Source organism: Streptomyces sp. NPDC006332 (assembly GCF_040612855.1).
GTDB lineage: Bacteria > Actinomycetota > Actinomycetes > Streptomycetales > Streptomycetaceae > Streptomyces.
Genome location: NZ_JBEXRA010000014.1, coordinates 1 through 19,468, shown reverse-complemented (window position 1 = coordinate 19,468; position 19,468 = coordinate 1). Strand labels below are relative to the sequence as shown.

The following is a 19,468-nucleotide window of genomic DNA, read 5'->3' as shown; positions in this document are numbered from 1 at the left end:
CCCGTCGGGGTCAGCGGCGGACGCGGCCGAGGGCCGTCGGAACGGTGGTCGTCCGACGGCCCTCGGCCGCTTGCGGCGCGGGTGAGCGGCGGGGGCCCTGCGTGGGCCCCCTTCCCCTCACCCGATGGCGATACGTGTCGGCCAGTAATCCGACTTGCCGATGATCTCCGTACCGGACCCCGACAGTGTGGACTTGCTGCCCGGATGGAACCGCACGGAGCCGTCGGACCGTACGGCCCAGATGTCGGGGACCGAGTCGCCGTTGGCGTCGGGCGTGCCCATGAGCAGCGGAACGCTGTCGCTGGACCAGCCGGAAGCGCCGTACTCGGTGTCCAGGCCGCCCGCGGAGTTCGCGGCGGAGGCCAGCGAGTTCAGGTCGGTCCCGCCACCGCTCGCGGCGATGCCCTTGCGCAGGATCAGCCGGCCTGACGCGTCCGACCGGAAGACGATGTCGGCGACGGAGTCACCGCTCACGTCCATGACCGTCACCAGGTCCCGCTCGGTCCAGCCCGAGTCTGACAACCGGATCGCCTGGTCGATGGTCGCCCCGTGGTAGCCGGTGAGGGCCCACAACTCGTCACCGAGCGTGGCCAGGAAGTCCGTACGGCCGTCACCGGTGATGTCGCCCGCGGCCATGATCTGGGTCAGCGCGGAGGGGTTGGGGGCACCCGCGGGAAGCAGGATCTCCTGACGACGGTCGATGTTGACAGCCCCGTAGCCGTCACCGGGATACACCCAGAGCTTGCCCCCGACCCGGACGACGAGGTCCTGGAGACCGTCGCCGCCATAGATGTCGCCGTTGTGGGTGATCAGCGCCCCCTTGAAGTGGCCGTTCGGCACGGCGTCGTAGGGAGGCAGGTTGTCGCCGTTGGGATCCTTCTTGCGGTTGACCTGGTAGGCGCCCGGCATCGAGTAGTCCAGGTCTCCGGTGCCCTTGGCGAGGTTCGTCGTGGCCTGCGAGGGATAGAGGGCGAGGTTTCCGGCCGCGGTGACCACCATCATGTCGGGCAGCTGGTCGCCCGTGAAGTCGCCCGCCTTGTCGGCCTGATCGCGCGGGGTGACGTAGAAGAAGTACTTGGTCGGCTCGGAGACGTTGTCGGAGCTGTCGACGGCCCGGACGTAGAGGACGTTGGGGCCGGCGGCGGGCGGCTTGGCATCGTTGATGACGGCGCTGACGCTGGTGGCGGTGCCGTTGGCGCGGCCGAGGCTGCCGGTGTAGGTGGGCGAGTTGTAGCCGTATTCGTAGCGGACGACGTCGGAGTTCACGGCACGCACGGTGAAGGAACCGGCGGTGCCGAACTTCTTCGTGGACCAGATGGCGTCCTCGGCCTTGTTGCCGAAGCCGTTCTCGCTGCCGTCGGCGTTGGGGAAGTCGGTGGAACTGACCTTGGGCGGGCGGGGCGCGGTGGTGTCCAGGACGAACCGGCAGGGCGTCTTCGGGTACCAGCCGGAAGTCGTGCCGGCGTCGTCGACCGCCCGTACCCGCCAGGAGTACGTGGCGCCGCTCTTCAGCTTGCTCGTGGAGAACTTGTCGGTGGTCGCCAGAGCGGAGTCGGTGTCACCACCCGCGGAGACCTTGCCGGTCGACTTCAGCAGGTCACCGGTTGCGTCCCACTGGCCGGTCTGCCACAGGTCGAAGTCGAAGTAGTCGAGGTTCTTGTCCTTGTCACCGGCCTTGGCGGTGAAGGTCAGATCACCGGAGCCCATGCGTACGTACGGCTTCGTGGTGGTGCACTTGCCGTCCGGGCCAAGGTCGAGGGAGTTGGACACGATCGACGGCTTGCGGTTGTAGACGAGTTCGAGCACCGGCGCGTAGTCGCCGTTGGCCTGGAACTTCTTCCACGCGTACTGGGTGTTCTCGTCCCGGGCGCGCAGACCGAAGGTGATCCTTTCCTCGCCCCGGTCTGCGGCTTTCTGGGCGCCCTTCTTCACGTCGAAGGTCTCGAAGGCGTCGCGGCAGCCGGACTTGTAGCCGTGGGCGAAGCTCTTGGTGGCCAGCTTGTTGCCGTCGTGCAGCCTGGGCGCGTTCTTCCAGTTGGTGTGCGCGTTGATCCCACTGGTGAGATGGACGCTCATGGAGCGGGACTGGCACGACCACGAGTAGGTCTCCAGCATCCGCAGCCTGGCACTGGTGATCTTGGTGCCCTTGAGATCCTTGTCGAAGGAGATGTTGAAGTACGACCGTGACGTGCCCCAGGTGTCGGACTCGAACCCGACCCGGGCGTCGTGGGTGCCACCCTTGTTGAAGCCCTTGCCGTTGTAGAACGTGGCGTTGGGGTGCCGGTTGTAGGCGGTGGTCCAGTTCTGGATGTGCTTCTTGACCGACGGGTCGATGAAGACCGGGTAGGTGGTGGCCGGGTCGCTGAGGAAGTCCTGGTCGGGAGTGAGCAGCCACTTTCCGGTGGCCAGGTCGGTCTCGACGACTTGACCGCGGGAGTCGGGAGAGGGCCCGTCCAGTGAGGGCAGGCTCAAGGTGGCGGCGGAGCCGCTCTGCGCGGGGGCCGGGGTCGGTTCGGCAGGCACGGACGGCAGCGGCGATTCGGCCGGGGTCACTTCGGGGCCGTCGGTCGCCGACGGCAGTACCTCGACGTCGGTGTCGCTCTGTTCGTCGGACTCGGCGGCGTCCTCGGTGGGAGTGGCGCTGTCGGTCGGCGACGGGTCGTCCGCGTCCGGGGAGCCGGGGGTCTCGGGTGCGGTCGGTTGAGCCGTGGCGCCCACGCCGCCGTCGGTGACGGCCGGTTGCCCGCTGTTGTCCCACATCAGCGGAGTGGCGGACACCGCGACCTCCTGGTCGTCGGCGTTCGTCGCGCTCACGATCCCCGACAGGGGATCGAGGTGGAAGGTGAGGCGGGTGGAGTGGAGCCCGTACACGAGCTGCTGAACGTGGGGGTCGGCGGCTGCCTGGCGGTTCTTCAGAACCACGAGTTGCCCGAAGCCGTCGTCGTCGGCGGTGAGTACGAGGTCGCCTCCCGGGAAGATCTCCGGGTACAGCGCACGGCTGCCGTCGATGATCGGGGTCGGCACCGGGCCGGGCCAGGTGAGCTGTATCGGGTACTCGCCGGCCTCACCGACGTAGAGCGTGACGAGGGGAGTCTCGGTGCCCTCCGCCGCGGCTTGCTTCACCAGGGACACGCGCCGCACGGCCGAACGGGAGGAGCGCTGTCCGTCGCGTCCGCCGGAACCGGCCGAGAACACCATCCGCGTGTTGGTGGCCGCCGGTTCCCATCCGGCCTCGGTGCGACGCAGACTCGGGTCGATCTTCTTCCACTCGCCGCCCACCTTGGCCTGAATGGGCGAGGAGTACAGCCGCTTGGTCATGAGGCCGTCGGGGCGCGCCCAGGTCGTGGAGCGCGCGCTGCGCGCGGCCGTCACCTCGACGTTCTTTCCGGTTCGTACCGCCCGGGTGAGAGCGGTGGCTTCGGTGACGGTCTTCCCTGGCCGGTCGTGGCCACCGCCGTCGGGTGTGTTCTTGTCGTCCAGCCGGATCCCGGCGTACACGACGCCGGTTGTGACGACCGTGGCGGCGAGCAGCACCGCGCCGGCTCGACCTCCGGTCGTACGGCGCCAGTTGCGCGTCATCGGACGTGTTCCCCTTCCCCCTTGTTCCCCCTCGGCCTCGGCGCACGACAGGGTGCGGCCGGGCCAGCCGATGATGACCCATGGGGGAACTGTCGTCACCCTGTGAGTATTTGTGGCCCGCTCTCCGTACAGGAGGGAGGCGGGGACAGGGGGACGCGTCGAAGGGGTGTGCGGTCGGGTAAAAGTGGCAAATGGCCTTGCCTGAAAGGGAGTTGGGGGCGGTTTGTCGCGTCATTACTTTCGATTGTGCATTCGATTGCATTCGTAGGGTAACGATCCGCTACGTGCAGTGACGATCATCACATCACCTCATCACCTCTGGCATTCCTCCACAGCGTGATCACAGAATCTACGCTGCCTGATGAGTCGTCACGCGTGGTCCGTCACCGGCCCCGCTTCAAGTGGTCCGGGGGGACCCCGTCGTGTTCGATCGACTTCCGCATGCCCGCAGACGCCGCCTGGCGCGCACCGCCGTGCCGGTCACCGCCGCCGCGCTGCTGATGGGGCTGCTGCCCGCGCAGGCGCTGGCGCTGCCTCCGGATCCCGCCAAGGAGGAGGTCGGGCGGGAGTCGCTCGTCCTGGAGGAACTCGACCAGGAGAAACCGGTTCCGAGCACGGACTCCAGTACAGACCTGGAGACGCTGCGGGCCGACGTTCCCAAGGACCTGCTCGCGGCGCCCGCCAACACGACGACCCCTCCCGCCGGAACGGGCTCGGTCGTCTTCGGCTCGACCACGACGACGGCCTCGGTCCGCCCTGCTGCCGCGGACCTGGCGCAGGCAGCGCTGAGCCCGGCGGGTAGCCTGCCCGTCAGCCTCGGCCAGGCTACGGACCAGCCGGCGCCGAAGGGCACCTGGAACGTCACGATTCCCGAGCGCGCCTCCGCCCTGGGGCAGGGCGTCGACGGTGCCGTCATGGTCGTGGAAGCCCCCGCCACCGGAGCGGTACCGGTCTCGGTCAAGCTGGACTACTCCAGGTTCCGGAGCATCTACGGCGCGGACTGGGCATCCCGCCTGCGCTTCGTGCAGTTCCCCGACTGCTACCTGACCACGCCGGACGACGAGGCCTGCCAGACGTACGAGGAACTGGAGACGACGAACGACGCGGCGTCGACGTCCCTCACCGCGACGGTCGACCCGGCGGCCGAGGGCACCGTGACACCTGCCTCGGCGACCTCCTCGACCTCTCGGAACTCCGGCGCTGTCCAAGCGGCTTACCGCGAGTCCGCCTCGGCGGTTCCTGCCGCGGGCCCGGGCGGCAGTACGGCGGTAGTCGGCGCCGTCGACTCCGGCAACGGTGGCGGCGGCACCTTCAAGGCGACGCCCCTCGCCTCGGACGGCAAGTGGGAGGCAGGAGGATCGTCGGGCGCGTTCACCTGGTCGTATCCACTGACCGTGCCCAGCGCCCCCGCCGGCCCCGCTCCCAAGATCTCCTTCGACTACAACTCGCAGACCGTGGACGGCCGTACGGCGGTCTCCTCGCCCCAGGCCTCCTGGATCGGCGAGGGCTGGTCCTACGATCCCGGCTCCATCGAGCGCCGCTACCGCTCCTGCCAGGACGATCGCAAGACCCTCAAGGCCGGCACGCCCAACAACACGGCCAAGAAGGACAAGACGCCCGACATGTGTTGGGTGTCGTACAACGCGGTGATGTCGCTGGGCGGCAAGACCACCGAACTGGTCCGGGACGCCGCCTCCGGCAGCGACCCGGAGAAGGATACGGAGCTCTACCGTCCTCAGCAGGACGACGGCACTCGGGTCGAACATCGCGTCGGCGGCACCAACGACGACAACAACGGCGAGTACTGGGTCGTCACCACCACTGACGGCACCCAGTACTACTACGGACAGAACAGCGTCGGCGGTGGCCACGCCACCACCAACTCCGTCTCCACCATCCCCGTCTTCGGCAACCACCCTGACGAACCCTGCCACGCCACCGCCTTCGCCGACTCCCGATGCGGCGCGGGCAAGCAGCAGGCCTGGCGCTGGGGCCTGGACAAGGTCGTCGACATCCACGGCAACACGATGATCGTCAACTGGAACCAGGAGACGAACTACTACGCCGTCCGCAAGAAGTTCAAGTCGCCCGAGAAGTACGACCGTTACGCCTACCCGTCCTCCATCGAGTACGGCATGCGCCCGGACAGCCTGACCAAGCCGTCCGCGACCGTGAACTTCGGGGTCAAGCAGCGGTGCCTGAAGTCGGAGACGGCGTGCACGGCGGCCAACTTCGCCAAGACGGACGATCCCGGCGTGTACCGCCCCTGGTGGGACACCCCCGGCAACCTCAACTGCAAGTCGACGTCCAAGCTCTGCCCGCCCTTCCCGTCGTTCTGGACGCAGTTGCGCCTGGACACGGTGACCACGAAGGCGGCCCGCGCGGGGCAGACGGGCCTCGGACCGGTCGACAAGTACACGCTGCGGCAGTCCTTCCCCGAGGACTGGTACGACACCGCTCCCGGCCTGTGGCTCAACTCGATCACCCGTACCGGCTACGCCCCCGGCGACACGACCGGCACCGTCCAGTCCAAGGACGGCATCAGCTTCGGGCACTACACGGTCGGCTCCGAGTCACCCCTGCACACCCGGCTCCTGGACCGCCAGCTGCCCAACCTCGTACTGAAAGGCAAGACCGACCAGCGCCCCGGCTTCACCCGTCCCCGCATCGGAGTCGTCTCCACCGAGTACGGCGGCGACATCGAGGTGGAGTACACCGGTGGCTGCGCCTCCGAACCGGCCGAGGACAAGGGCAGGAGCAACGGCACCTGCTACCCGGTCCGCTGGTCACCGGACGGCGACGAGAAGACGCCCGCGAAGGCGTGGTTCAACAAGTACGTCGTCGACTCGGTCACGGAGACCGACAAGGTCACGTCGCACGGCGAGCCGGTCGTCACGAAGTACGCCTACTCAGGCGCGGCCTGGGCGAAGAGCGACGACGAGTTCACCCGGCCCGCACTGCGCACCTACAGCGACTGGCGCGGCTACCGTCAGGTCACGGTCAAAAAGGGCGGCAAGTCCACCTCCGACGTGGGGGTCCCACCGTCCCAGTCGCAGTCCGTGACGCGCTATTTCCTTGGCACCGGCGGCGAGGTCAAGGACTCCACCGGTACGTACACGCTCCTGTCGGACGATGCACCCCAGTACGCCGGCATGACAGCCGAGGCCATCACCTACGTCGACTCCGACGGCACGATCCAGAAGCGCTCTCTGAACTATCCCTGGTCCAAGCAGACCGCCTCCCGCGCCCGTGAGAACGAGGACGCGACCACCGCGGACCCGCTGCTTGCCCACCGCACCGGTATCAAGCGATCCGACGAGATACAGCACGTCGGCGAGAGTTGGCGGGCTGTCCGCACCCTCACCACGCCCGATGACACCTACGGCCTCCCGGTCCAGGTGGAGTCGGCCGTCGTCCGACCGAGCGGCAGCTCCGAGGTCCTGTCCGACCAGACCTGCACCAAGACGTCGTACCTGCACAACACGACGGCATGGCTGATCGGCCTCCCCAAGGAGCAGCGCACCACCGCCACATCCTGCGCCGGTTACGACACGGCCGACCCGGCGACCAGGCTCAAGTCGGCGGCCCAGTACACCTACGACAAGTCGACGTTCGGCGCGACGCCGACGAAGGGCGACGTCACCTCGGTGGCCGAAGTCGACGGGTCGGGCACCGCGTACTCCGTCGTCACCGGCACGACGTATGACGACCTGGGCCGCGTCCGTACGGTCACCAAACCGGGTGCCGGCACCAGCGAGACGCGGTACACGCCGGACACCGGCGGCCCGGTCACCGAGACGAAGGTCATCAACGCCAAGGGCCAGAGCGTCAGCACGACCTTTGATCCGGGCCGCGGTCTGCCGCTCGTGCTCACCGATGCCAACGGCCGCGTGACACGTACCGAGTACGACGCGCTCGGCCGCCTGGTGAAGGGCTGGTCCCCCTCACGTTCCTCGGGCGGCAAGTCGCCGAACGTGGTCATCGACTATCAGCCGGCCATCGCCACCCCCAGCGAGAACCGCCCGGCCGCGGTGACCGTCGACACGCTCAAGGACGACGGCTCCTACGCCCGCGGCGTCACCCTCTACGACGGTCTGATGCGTGAGGTCCAGACGCAGACCGAGGCCCACGGCCCCGGCAGGATCATCGTGGACACCGACTACGACGACCACGGCCTGGTCGTCGAGAAGACCGGCGGCTACCTGGCGAAGGACGAGCCGAGCACAGAGCTCTTCGCACCGCGATCCGAGTCCCTGATCCCCAGCTCGACCCAGTACCGCTACGACGGCCTGGAACGCGAACACCGGGCGTCGGTCTACCACGGCGGCGCCTACAAGTACGCCACGTTCCACTATTACGACGCGGTCAGCACGACGGTGAACCCGCCGGGCTCGACGGCCCCGAAGACGAGGACGTACGTCGACGCCCTCGGCCGGGTCACCTCCGTCAAGCACTTCACCCAGGGTGACGCGTCCACTGCTGGACGCACGACGACGTACGAGTACGACGCCCGGGGCAACCGCAGCAAGGTCACGGACCCGGCGGGCAACGCCTGGTCCTACACCTTCGACGCCCGCGGCCGGGTGACCTCCGCCACCGACCCCGACACGGGCACTACGAACACCTGGTACGACGCCGCCGACCGCCCGAACCGCGTCAAGAACGCACGCGGGCAGGAGACCTTCACCGAGTACGACATCCTCGGCCGCGCCCGCTACGTCCGGCAGGGCTCGGCGACTGCGACTCCGGTCAAGGAGTACAAGTACGACGAGGCACCCGGCGGCATCGGCCAGCCGTCGGAGTCCATCCGCCACACGGACACCGGCGACTACGTCAACCGCGTCACCGGCTACGACACGGACTCCCACATCACCGGCAGCGAGACGGTCATCCCGGCGAACGCGATGACGACGGGCCTGTCCGGTACGTACGCCTACTCGTACACCTACACCCCCACAGGCAAGCCCCAGTCCGTCACCCTTCCGGCCAAGGGCGGCCTGGCTCAGGAGAAGGTCGTCACCCGCTACAACGGCGACGGCCTGACGGAGTCGACCTCGGGCCTGACCTGGTACACGGCAGACGCCACTTACTCCCCCTACGGGGAGGCGCTGCGCACCGTCTCCGGCGCCCAGCCCTACCGCGTCTGGACGACGAACTTCGTCGACCCGCACACGGGCAGCCTCCAGCGCACGGTCACCGACCGCGAGACAGCGGGCCCGAACCGCATCACGGACAGCTCCTACTCCTACGACGCGAGCGGCACGATCACCTCCAACGCCCGCGCGCTGACCGACTCAGGCGGTTCGACGTGGGACACCCAGTGCTTCACGTACGACGTCATGGGTGAACTGGCGCACGCCTGGACGTCGAAGATTGTCCGGGCCGGCAACGGCACCGGCTGCAAGTCGGCGAACGGCACGACGTGGGGCCCGCGCACCACGTACGCCTTCTCCTCGGGCCCGGTGGCGGACGCCCCGGACGCGGAAGCCGACGCGACAGCCCCCGACTCGTCCCTCTCCTCCACGCTCGCGGCGGCGGCCCCGGACGCGGCCACGGTGGCCACGGGAGCGACGGCCTACCGCCAGTCGTACACCTTCGACTGGCTCGGCAACCGGGCGAAGACGACCGAGCAGGACCCGGCGGACGCGACGAAGAACGTCACCTCCACATACGGCTACGGCAAGACGGTCGCCCCCAATGGCACGGCTCCGTCGTCCACGACCCAGCCGCACACGATGACGTCGATCGCGTCCAGCGCGACCGGCAAGGGCAGCACCTACACGTACGACGCGATGGGCAACACGGAGACCCGCGACCTCCCGGACACCACCCAGAACCTGGTCTGGTCCCCGGACAACAAGCTGGAGTCCATCACCGACGACGGCAACAAGACGACGTACGTCTACGACGCCGACGGCAACCGCCTGCTGGAGAACTCGCCGACGGGCTCGACCCTCTACCTGGGCGAGACCGAACTGACGACGAACACGACAGGCACGATCACCCGGGCGTCCCGCTCCTACGCCCAGGCCAGCGCACCGACGGTGGTCCGCACGGCAACTAACGGTTCGACGACCGGACACAAGCTCAGCGTCCTGATCGCCGATCACCTCGGCACCGCGAACACCTCGGTGGACGTCGCAAGCGGCCAGACCGTCACCCGCCGCTCCTTCAAGCCATACGGCGATATCCGCGGCGCCAAGCCGACCACCTGGCCCAACAAGCGCAGCTACCTCGGTGTGGGCATCGACGACGCCGCCACTGGTCTGACACACATAGGCGCCCGCGAATACGACCAGAACTCGGGTCGATTCCTTTCGGCGGACCCGATCATCGACATCGCTGATCCGTTGCAGATGAACGGGTACGCCTATTCCAAGAACAGCCCCGTATCGCTTTCCGATCCGACCGGTCTGCGACCGGACGGCATCTGCGGTGGAAACACCTCAACCTGCGTTCCCAGTGACTCGGCGTCCGGGGCGAGCGTCAATTACAACGAATCCTGGACCTATAAGGGGACAGGCTGGAAGTGGCAGACGTACACCGAGAACAAGAAGGGCAAGCGGTACTACACCACCGCCGGCGTCAACTGGGGTCATGTCATTTATCTTCGCCCCAAGAAGGTGACGTGGACGGACTGGCTCGAAGTCGCCGGGGTGATTACTGGTTTCAGCGCCCCGTCCGATGCGGCGTACGGATACCAGGACATCAAGAACGGGGACTACCAGAACGCTGTCCTGGATGCGGCTTCGCTCATCCCGTACGTGCCTAATTTCCGGTCAGCCAAGCCCAAGCTGAAAGACTGCAAGTGCTTCCTGGCCGACACGGACGTCCTCATGGCGGACGGCAGCACGAGAGACATCGAAGACGTCACCGTCGGCGACATGGTCCAGGCCACCGACCCGGAAACCGGCGAAACCGGCCCTCGCAAGGTGACCCGCCTCATCCGCACCGAGGGAGACAAGTACTTCAACGAGCTGTCCATCGCCACAGAGGACGGCATCGAGAAGCTCACAGCAACGCACGAGCATCCCTTCTGGTCCCCGTCCGAACACGACTGGATCACAGCCGGCGACCTCAAGCCGGGCATGACCTTGCTCACCGACGACGGCGACACCGTCATCGTCACGGCCAACCGCTCGTTCACCAAGCAAGCGCTGACCTACAACCTGACGGTTGACGATCTGCACACGTACTATGTGCTGGCGGGCGAGACTCCGGTACTTGTTCACAACAGCAACGGCTGTCCCACTGGGAGGTTGTCGGATCCCCTGCCCAGGGGGATGAACAATAAGATCGCTTCGGCCTACGACGACGTGAGGGCAGGGCGGATTCCTTCGCACGATACGTACGGGGGACGTGAACACCCGTGGTGGGCAGGTTCTAAGGAGTACCGCGTGCCGGGCAGGCCTGAAACTGACAGAATCCTGGAAAAGGAGCTGCCGAACGGCGTCAAGGTATACGGCTGGACGTCCACGCATTACACGAAGATTCAACGCTTCAGTGCACCCCATTTCCCTGACTCGGGGTGGAATTAGTAGCTCTATTGGTTAACTGGTGCAGCGACTTGATTGTCGCTGCACCAGTTCCGGTTTGGGGATTAGGCGTGGCTGGCGAACTGCCCGTAGTGGGCAAGGCGGGCTTTCCGCTGTACGTGGTTTCGGATGAAGAGTCCGGGAGGGTGCTTGTTGCCGCTGAAGGAGTGGAGGGGTTTTTCGTCGCCCCGGAAGCAGAGTCGCCGGAAGTGGCCTTCCTGAGGGCCCATGAGGTCGAACAGGGTAGGCGGAGGGTCGAAGATGCAGTGATGGCGGTCATGAATCGTCAACGGGAGAAGATTGGCGAGTACTTCATTGGTCGGGCTGTGCTCGGAGACCCTGGCGTAGGGGAGCCAGGCGGAAATATTCCAAGAGTCGCTTTCCGGTTCTTTGGTAATCGTTGCGAGTATCCCGAAGCTGAGAGAATTTGGCCGCGTTGGGCATCAGGGGTTGCCCTGGAGAAGGGTGAATGGATTCGGTGGCCAGCGAACCATCAGGCCGCATGGCTGCACGTTGTTCAGAATTCCTGGTTCGCTTCGAATCGTAGGGCTGCTCGCTATGGAGTGGAGGACGTTGTCCACTTGGACGGTGGGCAAATTTCCACGAAGTCGGGGTTCTACTGCGCACTGGGCGAGGCGGTCAATGGCCCGGGCGGGTACTTTGGATCGAATCTTGACGCTCTCGCGGACTGTATTTCTTCGAGTTTCGGCGAGGGGCCCCTGGCGAGGATTATTTGGCGGAACTTTCAGACGTCTCAAGAATACCTTGATCATGCCTTCTTGGATTCGATTATGAAACTAATGCGAGAATTCCGCGTAGATCTCGCCACTTGCTGACTTTGGGGCGCGTGCGCGAGCAAATATGACGCCCCGCCAGATGGCATCTGGCGGGGCGTCTGGGCGGGGTGACGGCAGTAGTTGACGGCAACGTCAGCGGACGGCGGCTCCGACGAGGGGTGGTTCGTCGCCGTCGTCGGGCTTGCCGGTGATCTCGGCGGGGTTGCGGAGGGCGTGTCCGAGGAGGTCGATGGCGTCGCGTTGGAGGCGGAGCCTGACGTGGGCGTAGACGGTGGCGGTGACGCCGATGTGGGCGTGCCCCAGCAGCTCCTTGATCACAACGAGTTCCACTCCTTGTTCCAGGAGGAGGGTCGCGGTCGAGTGGCGGAGGTCGTGGAACCGGATGCGGCGAAGTTTGGCCCGGCGGAGAAGGGTGTTGAAGTGCCGGGTCAGGGTGGACCCTTCGAGCGGGGCACCATCGGGGCGAGTGAAGACGTAGCCGCTGTCCTTCCAGCCCGTCCCCGCCGCTTCGCATTCCTGGAGTTGTCGGTCGCGGTGCTGTGTGAGGGAGCGCTGGCACGGTGTGGGCAGGGCGATGCGCCGTTCTGAGCTCTTGGTCTTGGTCGGCAGGGCAGTCAGGCCGCTGGAGTTGGTGCGCTGGAGGGTGCGTCGGATGCTTGCGGTTCCGCCGACGAGGTCGAGGTCTTCCCAGCGCAGGCCGAGGAGTTCGCCCTTGCGGAGTCCGGTGTGGAGGGCGAGTTCGAACAGGGCGTGCAGCCGGTGGCCCTGGGCGGCGGTGAGGAGCTGGCGGGCTTCGTCGGTGGTGAGGGGTTCGAAGCGGCGGGGGCGGGGTGTCCCGATGCGGACGTTGCGGGCGACGTTGCGCGGGATTTCCTCCTCGCGTACCGCGTGCTCCAGGGCGGACTTGAGGACGGAGTGCACGTAGGCCAGGGTCAGCGGTGAGAGCCGCCTTGCGCAGCATTTTCCGGCGGCGCAGCAGAGGGGCTCATCGCGGTCGGCGTCGAGGCCGCGGGTGCAGCACTGGCAGGTGGTGCGGAGCTGGTTGAGCCAGGTGCGGACGTCCTTGGCGGTGAGCTTGCCGAGCTTCTTCCGTCCCAGGCCGGGGATGAGGTAGAGCCGGGCGACGGCGGTGTAGCGGGTGTGGGTGGTCTCGCGGAGCTGGTGAACGGCGGCAGCGTCGAGCCAGTACGTCAGGTACGCGGCCACGCTGCCCAGCGCGGACGGGACGGGGAGGCCGCGGTTGCTGGCGGCGATCTTCTCGGTGAGCTTGGCCAGGGCTTCCTTGCGGGTGGTGCCGTAGACGCGGACGCGCTTGCGGGTGTTGCCGGGGGCGAGGACGTATCCGGCGGCTTCCCAGCGGCCGTCCTTGCGCTGATAGACGGTTCCGTCGCCGTTGGCGCGCACGCGGCGGGAGGCGGGGGTGTCGCGGGGCGTGGTCATTAGGCGGCGTCCTGTTCGAGGCGGGTTCGGATGAAGTCGGTGAGGACGCGGGCGGGTATGCGGCGGGTGCGGCCGAGGGTGATCGAGGCGAGCTGGCGGGTGCGGAGCAGGTCGTAGACGGCGGTGCGTCCGAGTTGGAGGCGCTCCATGACCTGGGGAACGGTGAGGAGTTCGGTGCCGGCGGTCACGCCGCACCTCCCGCCTGGACGCCGCCGGTCGACCGGCGACCGGGGTGACCGGGTCGGTGACCGCCGGAGTGACCGAGGCCATTCGGTCGACGTCCGTCGGCCCGGGTAGGCCGCCTGGCTTCCAGGAGGTCGGCGAGGTGGGCGAGTTCCGGCAGGAGGCCGGTCCCGGCGTACTGCCAGTGCGAGATGACGAGGATCGTGTCCGCGCCGCCGCGCTGACCGGCCGTGTCGGCACAGTGACCGGCGATCAGACCACTGCGGTCATCGCGGTCACCGTGCCGGTCAGTGACCGGCTGCCCGCCGGTGGACACGTTGCTGCCGACGGCCGTCTGCTCTGCGCGCGGGCCGACGGGGGCCGGAGAAGCGGCGTCAGGTTGGCGGGTGCGCCAGGCGGTCCGCTCCGCGCGGAGGTGGGCGAGGGTGGTGGAGTAGTGGCGGGTGCGGGTGGAGAAGTGGCCTCGGAAGCCGAGCATGTGGGCCCATTGCCGCAGGCGGAGGTGGGCGTGCTGGGGCCTGGTGGCGAGGTGCCAGGCCGTGTGGATCATGCGGCGGGCGTGGTCGGTGATGTCGTACTGGGCGAGTTCGGCGAGTAGGCGGAGGCGGCGGTCGAGGGTGCCAGTGGTGGTCTCGGCGCCCTTGGTGGCGTACTTGGCGATGTAGGCGGCGACGTGCCGGTCGGTGACCGGTGCGTCGCCGGTGAAGTCCGTGCCGCGTACCGGCCGGACGTCGATCTGCCGCCCGAACCGGAACCCCAACCGCCCGACTCGAGGAGCCTCCCGGGACCCGGGCGCGCTCTCGGCGGACTGCCGCGGCTGGCCTTCGTGGTGGACGCGGGTGCGTGCGGCGGCGGCGCGGACGGCGTGGTCGAGGAGCTGGGTGGTGGCCCAGGCGGGCGGTTCGCTTGTGGGGCCGGTGGGTCCGTCGAGGCGGATGACGGCGTGGAAGTGGACCTGGCCGCGTTTTTGGTACTCGGCGACCTTGGCGTGGCGTGGTGCCGCAGGGTGCGCTGGGTGAGCCCGGCGGCTTTGGCGATCTCCCGTCGCAGGTGGGTGGTGAAGCGCGCCCACAGGGCGGTGGCATGCGCGTTCCACAGCACCGCGCCCGCGTAGTCGTAGCGCTTGGGGTCGAGCGGGGTGCCGAGGATCAGGTCGCCGTCGGCATGCCGGGCACCGCAATGGCAGTGGCCGGTGTCGGGCTGGTTGTGGACGGGGCCGAAGCCGGGGGCGGTAAGGGTGGCGAAGACGCGCGGGTGTGCGGCGACGCTGGTGGGGACGGTCTTGCCGCCGCGCAGTCCGGCGGCGATGAGTTGGTAGGTGTCGTAGCGGTAGACGGTCGAGCAGGCCTGGCAACGCGTCGCGCGGCGGTTGCCGCAGCGGACCAGCAGCTCACCCGCCGGGAGTCGGCCGGAGTCGAAGTGGTCGAGGACCTGGCCTGTGGCGGTGTCGATGCGGGTGCGCTGTCCGGTGAGGCGGATCGGGAGTGCGCAGCCGCCGAGGGTGCCGATCTGGCGTGCCAGCGGTGCGAGGTGGCCGGTGGCGGCGAGCTTCGCCAGCCTCCCGGTCAGCCTGGCCCGGCGCTCCAGCGCCGACCGCCCAACGGACGCCGGGTCGGTGGCGTTCGCCGGGCCGGTCGGCGTGGTGAACGCCGATGACAGACGCGTGCGAGCGGGAGCGGTTGTGCAGCAAGGGAATTGGAGCTGTGCGGACATGAGCGGATGAGCCTTTCGGCGGAAGGCGGAACGTGAGGAGGGGCGGCGCGGGGTGCGCGGGCAGGCCGAAGCGATCGGCTCACAGGGGAACGGGCGCCTCGTAGATGGGCGCGGACGCCGGACCCGCTGGGGTGGGTCGGCGTGGGCGCGGTGGTGATCACCGGCGGGTGCGTGACGTTAACATCGGCCCACCGGCGCATTCAAGTGCATCCCTCCTCATTCCTTTCTGTGGGTGGCATGGCGCGGGTAGTGTGGGGCCGGTCTCCCGGTTTGGTCAGACCGGAATTGGCTGATAGTGGGCGCGGAAAGGCAGGGGTGACCCGGTGGTTGCGGGGCGGCGCGGGCGCAGGCCTGCGGGCGGTGGAGTTCCGTTGACGTTCGAGGTCATCGCCGAGACCCTGCGGGAGCAGATCCGCTCCGGCGGGCTGAAGCCGGGGGACGCACTGCCGACGCAGACCGCGTTGATGCGGGAGTTCGGGGCCTCCAGCCTGACCGTGCAGAAGGCCATGGCCCTGCTGAAGCAGGACGGCTGGGCGGTCTCCCGCCCCGGTAAGGGTGCCTTCGTCGCCCACCACGACCACCGCGCCGATACTGATGACCTCGATCGCCCGGAGGTGACCGCACCCGCAGGTGGGACGGCGGCCCACGTCGAGGCGTTGGAGCAGGCGCTGGCCGACGCCGTCGAGCAGCTCGCCGACCTCCGTGCCCGCGTCGAAGCCCTGGAATCGGGTGGCACCGAGCGAGGCCGCTGAATCACCGTCCCAGGGCGGCGCGAGGAACGTGCGTTCAGATTTTCTCTGCGAGGTTCAAGGCGGGTCCCGCCCGTCAGGGCTGGCCGTCGTCGCCGACAAACCCCGCCGTCGGGCAAGCAGCCGACGCCCGTTCTGGGTGCCAGCGGGCGGCCGGACTCAGGCGTGAGCGGGGCTCAACCTGGTGCTCCCGGGAGCAGGTTGTGGGCGTGGAGTCCCTGCGCATCGCACAGCAAGTTGTCGCCTACGACCGCCCTACGGCCGGATCGTACGCACAGGGGCTGGCCAGGGGGCCGTCCCTCATGTTTGTCGCCGGTCTCACCGAGGGCGGTGGCCAGCTTCGCCTCCGGCGGGGAGCGAAGCTCCCCGCCACCCGTCGGGGGCCGCCCCCTCCCGCCCCGGCCCCGCGCCGCCAGACTGGGCGACGCACCAGCCCGGCCGTACGCTGCCTCTCCCGCTCGGGCCCGATCCTGCCGAAAGAAGCCGACCCTGCGACCGCCTCGGCAGGTTACCGCCGGTTTGCGGGTGGCGCCGTGGCGTCAGGACGAAGGGGGGAGTACGGGGGGTGCGACGCTGGAGTGGCTGCGATCGCGGCGACGGCACACGACCTGAACTACGAAGTCGCGCTCTCGCACCCCGTGCCTTATATCATCGGCGCTATGGACAGCGGGCGGTACTCGATCGAGATCGAGCCGGAGGTGCGGCTGTGGCTGGAGAACATTCCCGCCCATCACTACAAGCAGGCCGAACGCGTCGCCGACCTGCTCGCCGAGCAGCCCACCACGCTCGACGAACCGCACTCCCGCCACCTGGGCGGCAAGCTCCGCGAGCTGCGCTTCCGCCTGGGCGATGCCCATCAGCGGATCACCTACTGGCTGGCGCCCGGCCGACGTGTCGTGCTGCTCACCGTGTTCCGCAAGACCAAGATGCGCGAGCAGGCCGAAGTGGACCGCGCCCACGCCGCACAGCGATTGTGCGAGACAGAGCATGAAGCCGCCGCCGAGCACGACCTCTACAGCCGCGACCTCAAGGAGAACCGATGAACCACAGCGAATGGAGGACCCGTCGCCACCGCCAGCTGCTGGGCGAACACCTGGACGCCGACCCCGAGTACGACCGGGTCTACGAAGAGGCCGGCCTCGCCATGACGTTGGGCAAGGCCGTCTACGACCGGCGTAAGCAGCTGGGCCTGAGCGAGGCCGACCTCGCCGAGCGCATGCACGTCGACGTCGATGACATCGAAGGCATCGAGACGGCCACCGAGCTGCCGCCCATCGCGGTCATCATGCGCCTGGCCCGCGCACTGGACCTCACGGTGGACGTGCACCTCGCCGGCGGAGACGAGCCCACCGTCACCATCGTCGCCCCAGCGGCCTGAGGCGGGGAGGAACCATGCAGGACCCGCCTTCCGCGCTCGCCCGTGAGCTCGGGCAACTCGTCCACGACCGGCGCATCGAGCTCGGGCTGTCCCAGGCCGAGCTGGCCGAGCGGTGCGGGATGAAGCAGCCGCAGATCTCCCGCTTCGAAGGCGGCGGGACCGTGCCCACGCTTCCCCTCCTGCGCCGCCTGGCGCAGGCTCTCGGCGCCGACCTGACCATCAGCCTCACCCCGCACGACAAAGCCGCTTGACACGCATTCGGAATTCCTGGAATTCCCCAGGCGGTGTAGACCACTGACGGCAGTAGTGACGGCAACACCAGCAGACTCCAGCGCACAAGCACGAACATTCGGAGACTGTCAAATCGCCAGCTGACCAGCAAACTTGCAGGTAGGAGCGGCCTGGCCTGCACACGTACTATGTGCTGGCGGGCGAGACGCCTGTTCTGGTTCATAACTCAAACTGCCAGTTCTGGTCGCAGACCGACTACAACGGTCAGCGTATTTATCAGCGGGATGATCTGGTGAATCCGGACTATTTCTCACCTGCGGACAAGTACGGTCGAAGCAATCTCAAGAGAATGCAGCAGGGGCTGGCCCCGATGAGCCCGGACAACAAGCCGCTGAACCTTCATCACATGCTCCAGACGCAGGACGGGCCGATCGCCGAGGTGACGCACTCCATGCACTTCGGGAACTATAATCAGCTGCATTGGAAGGCGGGCACCAAGATCCCCAGCGGAATCGATCGCGACGCCTTCAATGCCTGGAAATCCCAGTACTGGAAAGACAGAGCGGCAGGATTTGGTGGATGATGAGCGCTGTCGACGCGGGTGAGCGAGTGATCCAGCTGGTTCGCGAGAACGACGACATCGCGAACCATGCCGACGGCTGTGACGCAGGGACGATGACCGCCGCTGAGAGTGATCTGGGTGTGGCTTTCCCTCCTTCGTACCGCCGTTTGATCGAAGAGTTCGGGACCTGGGATATCGCTGGCGAGGAATTCCTCGGCGTATATCAGACGCCCGCGATGGGGCAGAAACTGTTGGGTTCCGTAACGGAGACTCAGGATGCTCGAAGTCAATACGGAATGCCATCCGATCTGATCGTTGTAATGTTCGATGGAATGGGTGGCCTGATCGTCCTCGATTCCTCTCAAGTGGATCAGGAAGGTGAGTATCCCGTCCTCGTCTGGAACCCCGGAGTTGTCGACCGTGAGAGCATGGAGCGGCTCGGGGATGATTTCGGGTCCTTCGCGTTCGCCCTGTGTCAGCGAGCCGTAACGCGCTGGCGAGATTCTGGATGAAGCTGAAATCAAGAGAAAAGCGAGAAGCCTCGTCAGTGTTTTCTGGCGAGGCTTCTGCCGTTCTTGACGCTGAGGTTCAAAGGGTGGGGTGAGGCTTACGGAGGCTTCAGCGCGAGTCCGGTCTCGGCTATGAAGCCGTTGAGGATCTCGGGTCGGCGTTGGATGCCGCGTAGGCGGATCTTCTCGAGTGGGGTGAGGTCGTCGATCGTGCGGGTGCGAGGTTGGCCAGGGACTTCTTCAGGTCGGCTAATACGCCTTCGACGCGGTTGAGGTCGGGTGCGTAGGGCGGGAGCTTGACGATGGTCAGCCAGTCGCTGTTGCGGTCGCAGAACTCCCGCAAGGGCTTGGCGTGGTGGGTGCCGGCGTTGTCCCACACCATGATCAGCAGGGCAACCGCTCCGCGCGTGGACATCGCCCAGCCGGCAGGGAAAGCCCCCGGCCCCCTTGGAGGCCAGGGACGCGCTGCGGCCTTCGCGCAGGCGGCGGCGTGCCAGGCGTACGCCGACTTTCGCGACACCCATACCTGCGGGCCACCTCCGGCGGCCGCACCCCCTGCTCGAACATCTCCGCGGCATTGAAACGCACTGCTTCACGCTTCGCCCGCCCCGCGGCGGTCAGACCGCCGCCATTCGCATACTTCATGACGAGGAAGTAGCACCATCAACGCCCGCTGTCACCGCACCCTTTCAACCTCAGAAGCCGTATCTCAACCGAACGTGATCCCTTGATTCCTGCTGGTCAGGCATGGTTTCGCTCGGGTTGAGGGAGGCATCGCGACGTCTTGTGTCC

General features: G+C 67.4%; 11 protein-coding genes and 2 pseudogenes. 8 read left to right on the top strand and 5 right to left on the bottom strand.

Annotated features, from left to right (window positions below; translation table 11 throughout):
• Positions 1-117: 117 nt before the first annotated feature.
• A complete protein-coding gene (locus ABZ027_RS15140) occupies positions 118-3,579 on the bottom strand; it encodes a DNRLRE domain-containing protein (RefSeq protein WP_356768210.1) in 3,462 nt (1,153 codons plus the stop codon).
• Between the two features lie 500 nt (positions 3,580-4,079).
• On the opposite strand from ABZ027_RS15140, the gene ABZ027_RS15135 reads away from it, so the two are divergent.
• Positions 4,080-11,117, top strand: a complete 7,038-nt coding sequence (locus tag ABZ027_RS15135; protein WP_356768458.1) for a polymorphic toxin-type HINT domain-containing protein — start codon at positions 4,080-4,082, stop codon at positions 11,115-11,117.
• 68 nt (positions 11,118-11,185) lie between these two features.
• The gene (locus ABZ027_RS15130; protein ID WP_356768208.1) at positions 11,186-11,950 is read left to right on the top strand and encodes a barstar family protein; all 765 of its coding nucleotides are present in this window, start codon (positions 11,186-11,188) and stop codon (positions 11,948-11,950) included.
• A gap of 93 nt (positions 11,951-12,043) precedes the next feature.
• On the opposite strand, the gene ABZ027_RS15125 is transcribed toward ABZ027_RS15130, so the two are convergent.
• From ABZ027_RS15125 to ABZ027_RS15115, 3 genes and pseudogenes are all read right to left on the bottom strand, one after another.
• Positions 12,044-13,351, bottom strand: coding sequence for a tyrosine-type recombinase/integrase (locus tag ABZ027_RS15125; RefSeq protein WP_356768206.1), 1,308 nt, complete (start codon positions 13,349-13,351; stop codon positions 12,044-12,046).
• The gene (locus ABZ027_RS15120) at positions 13,351-13,539 is read right to left on the bottom strand and encodes a helix-turn-helix domain-containing protein (RefSeq protein ID WP_356768205.1); all 189 of its coding nucleotides are present in this window, start codon (positions 13,537-13,539) and stop codon (positions 13,351-13,353) included. Before ABZ027_RS15120 ends, ABZ027_RS15125 begins: the two co-directional genes overlap by 1 nt.
• A 194-nt stretch (positions 13,540-13,733) precedes the next feature.
• Positions 13,734-15,247 (bottom strand): annotated as a pseudogene (locus ABZ027_RS15115) (replication initiator); the annotation flags it as partial.
• 371 nt (positions 15,248-15,618) lie between these two features.
• Here ABZ027_RS15115 and ABZ027_RS15110 point away from each other — a divergent pair.
• The 6 genes and pseudogenes from ABZ027_RS15110 (at position 15,619) to ABZ027_RS15085 (ending at position 18,679) form a co-directional block, all read left to right on the top strand.
• Positions 15,619-15,999, top strand: a complete 381-nt coding sequence (locus ABZ027_RS15110) for a winged helix-turn-helix domain-containing protein (protein ID WP_356768203.1) — start codon at positions 15,619-15,621, stop codon at positions 15,997-15,999.
• Positions 16,000-16,655: 656 nt separating this feature from the next.
• Positions 16,656-17,039, top strand: coding sequence for a type II toxin-antitoxin system RelE/ParE family toxin (locus tag ABZ027_RS15105; protein ID WP_356768456.1), 384 nt, complete (start codon positions 16,656-16,658; stop codon positions 17,037-17,039).
• The gene (locus tag ABZ027_RS15100; protein WP_103815984.1) at positions 17,036-17,374 is read left to right on the top strand and encodes a helix-turn-helix transcriptional regulator; all 339 of its coding nucleotides are present in this window, start codon (positions 17,036-17,038) and stop codon (positions 17,372-17,374) included. Before ABZ027_RS15105 ends, ABZ027_RS15100 begins: the two co-directional genes overlap by 4 nt.
• A gap of 29 nt (positions 17,375-17,403) precedes the next feature.
• Positions 17,404-17,625, top strand: a pseudogene (locus ABZ027_RS15095) (helix-turn-helix transcriptional regulator); the annotation flags it as partial.
• 170 nt (positions 17,626-17,795) lie between these two features.
• Entirely contained in the window at positions 17,796-18,188 is a 393-nt protein-coding gene (locus tag ABZ027_RS15090; RefSeq protein WP_356768201.1) for an HNH/ENDO VII family nuclease, read from the top strand.
• Positions 18,185-18,679, top strand: a complete 495-nt coding sequence (locus ABZ027_RS15085; protein WP_356768199.1) for an SMI1/KNR4 family protein — start codon at positions 18,185-18,187, stop codon at positions 18,677-18,679. The genes ABZ027_RS15090 and ABZ027_RS15085 overlap by 4 nt, the downstream gene beginning before the upstream one ends.
• 127 nt (positions 18,680-18,806) lie before the next feature.
• Here ABZ027_RS15085 and ABZ027_RS15080 read toward each other — a convergent pair whose 3' ends face one another.
• Positions 18,807-19,091, bottom strand: coding sequence for a transposase (locus ABZ027_RS15080; RefSeq protein WP_356768197.1), 285 nt, complete (start codon positions 19,089-19,091; stop codon positions 18,807-18,809).
• Positions 19,092-19,468: the final 377 nt, after the last annotated feature.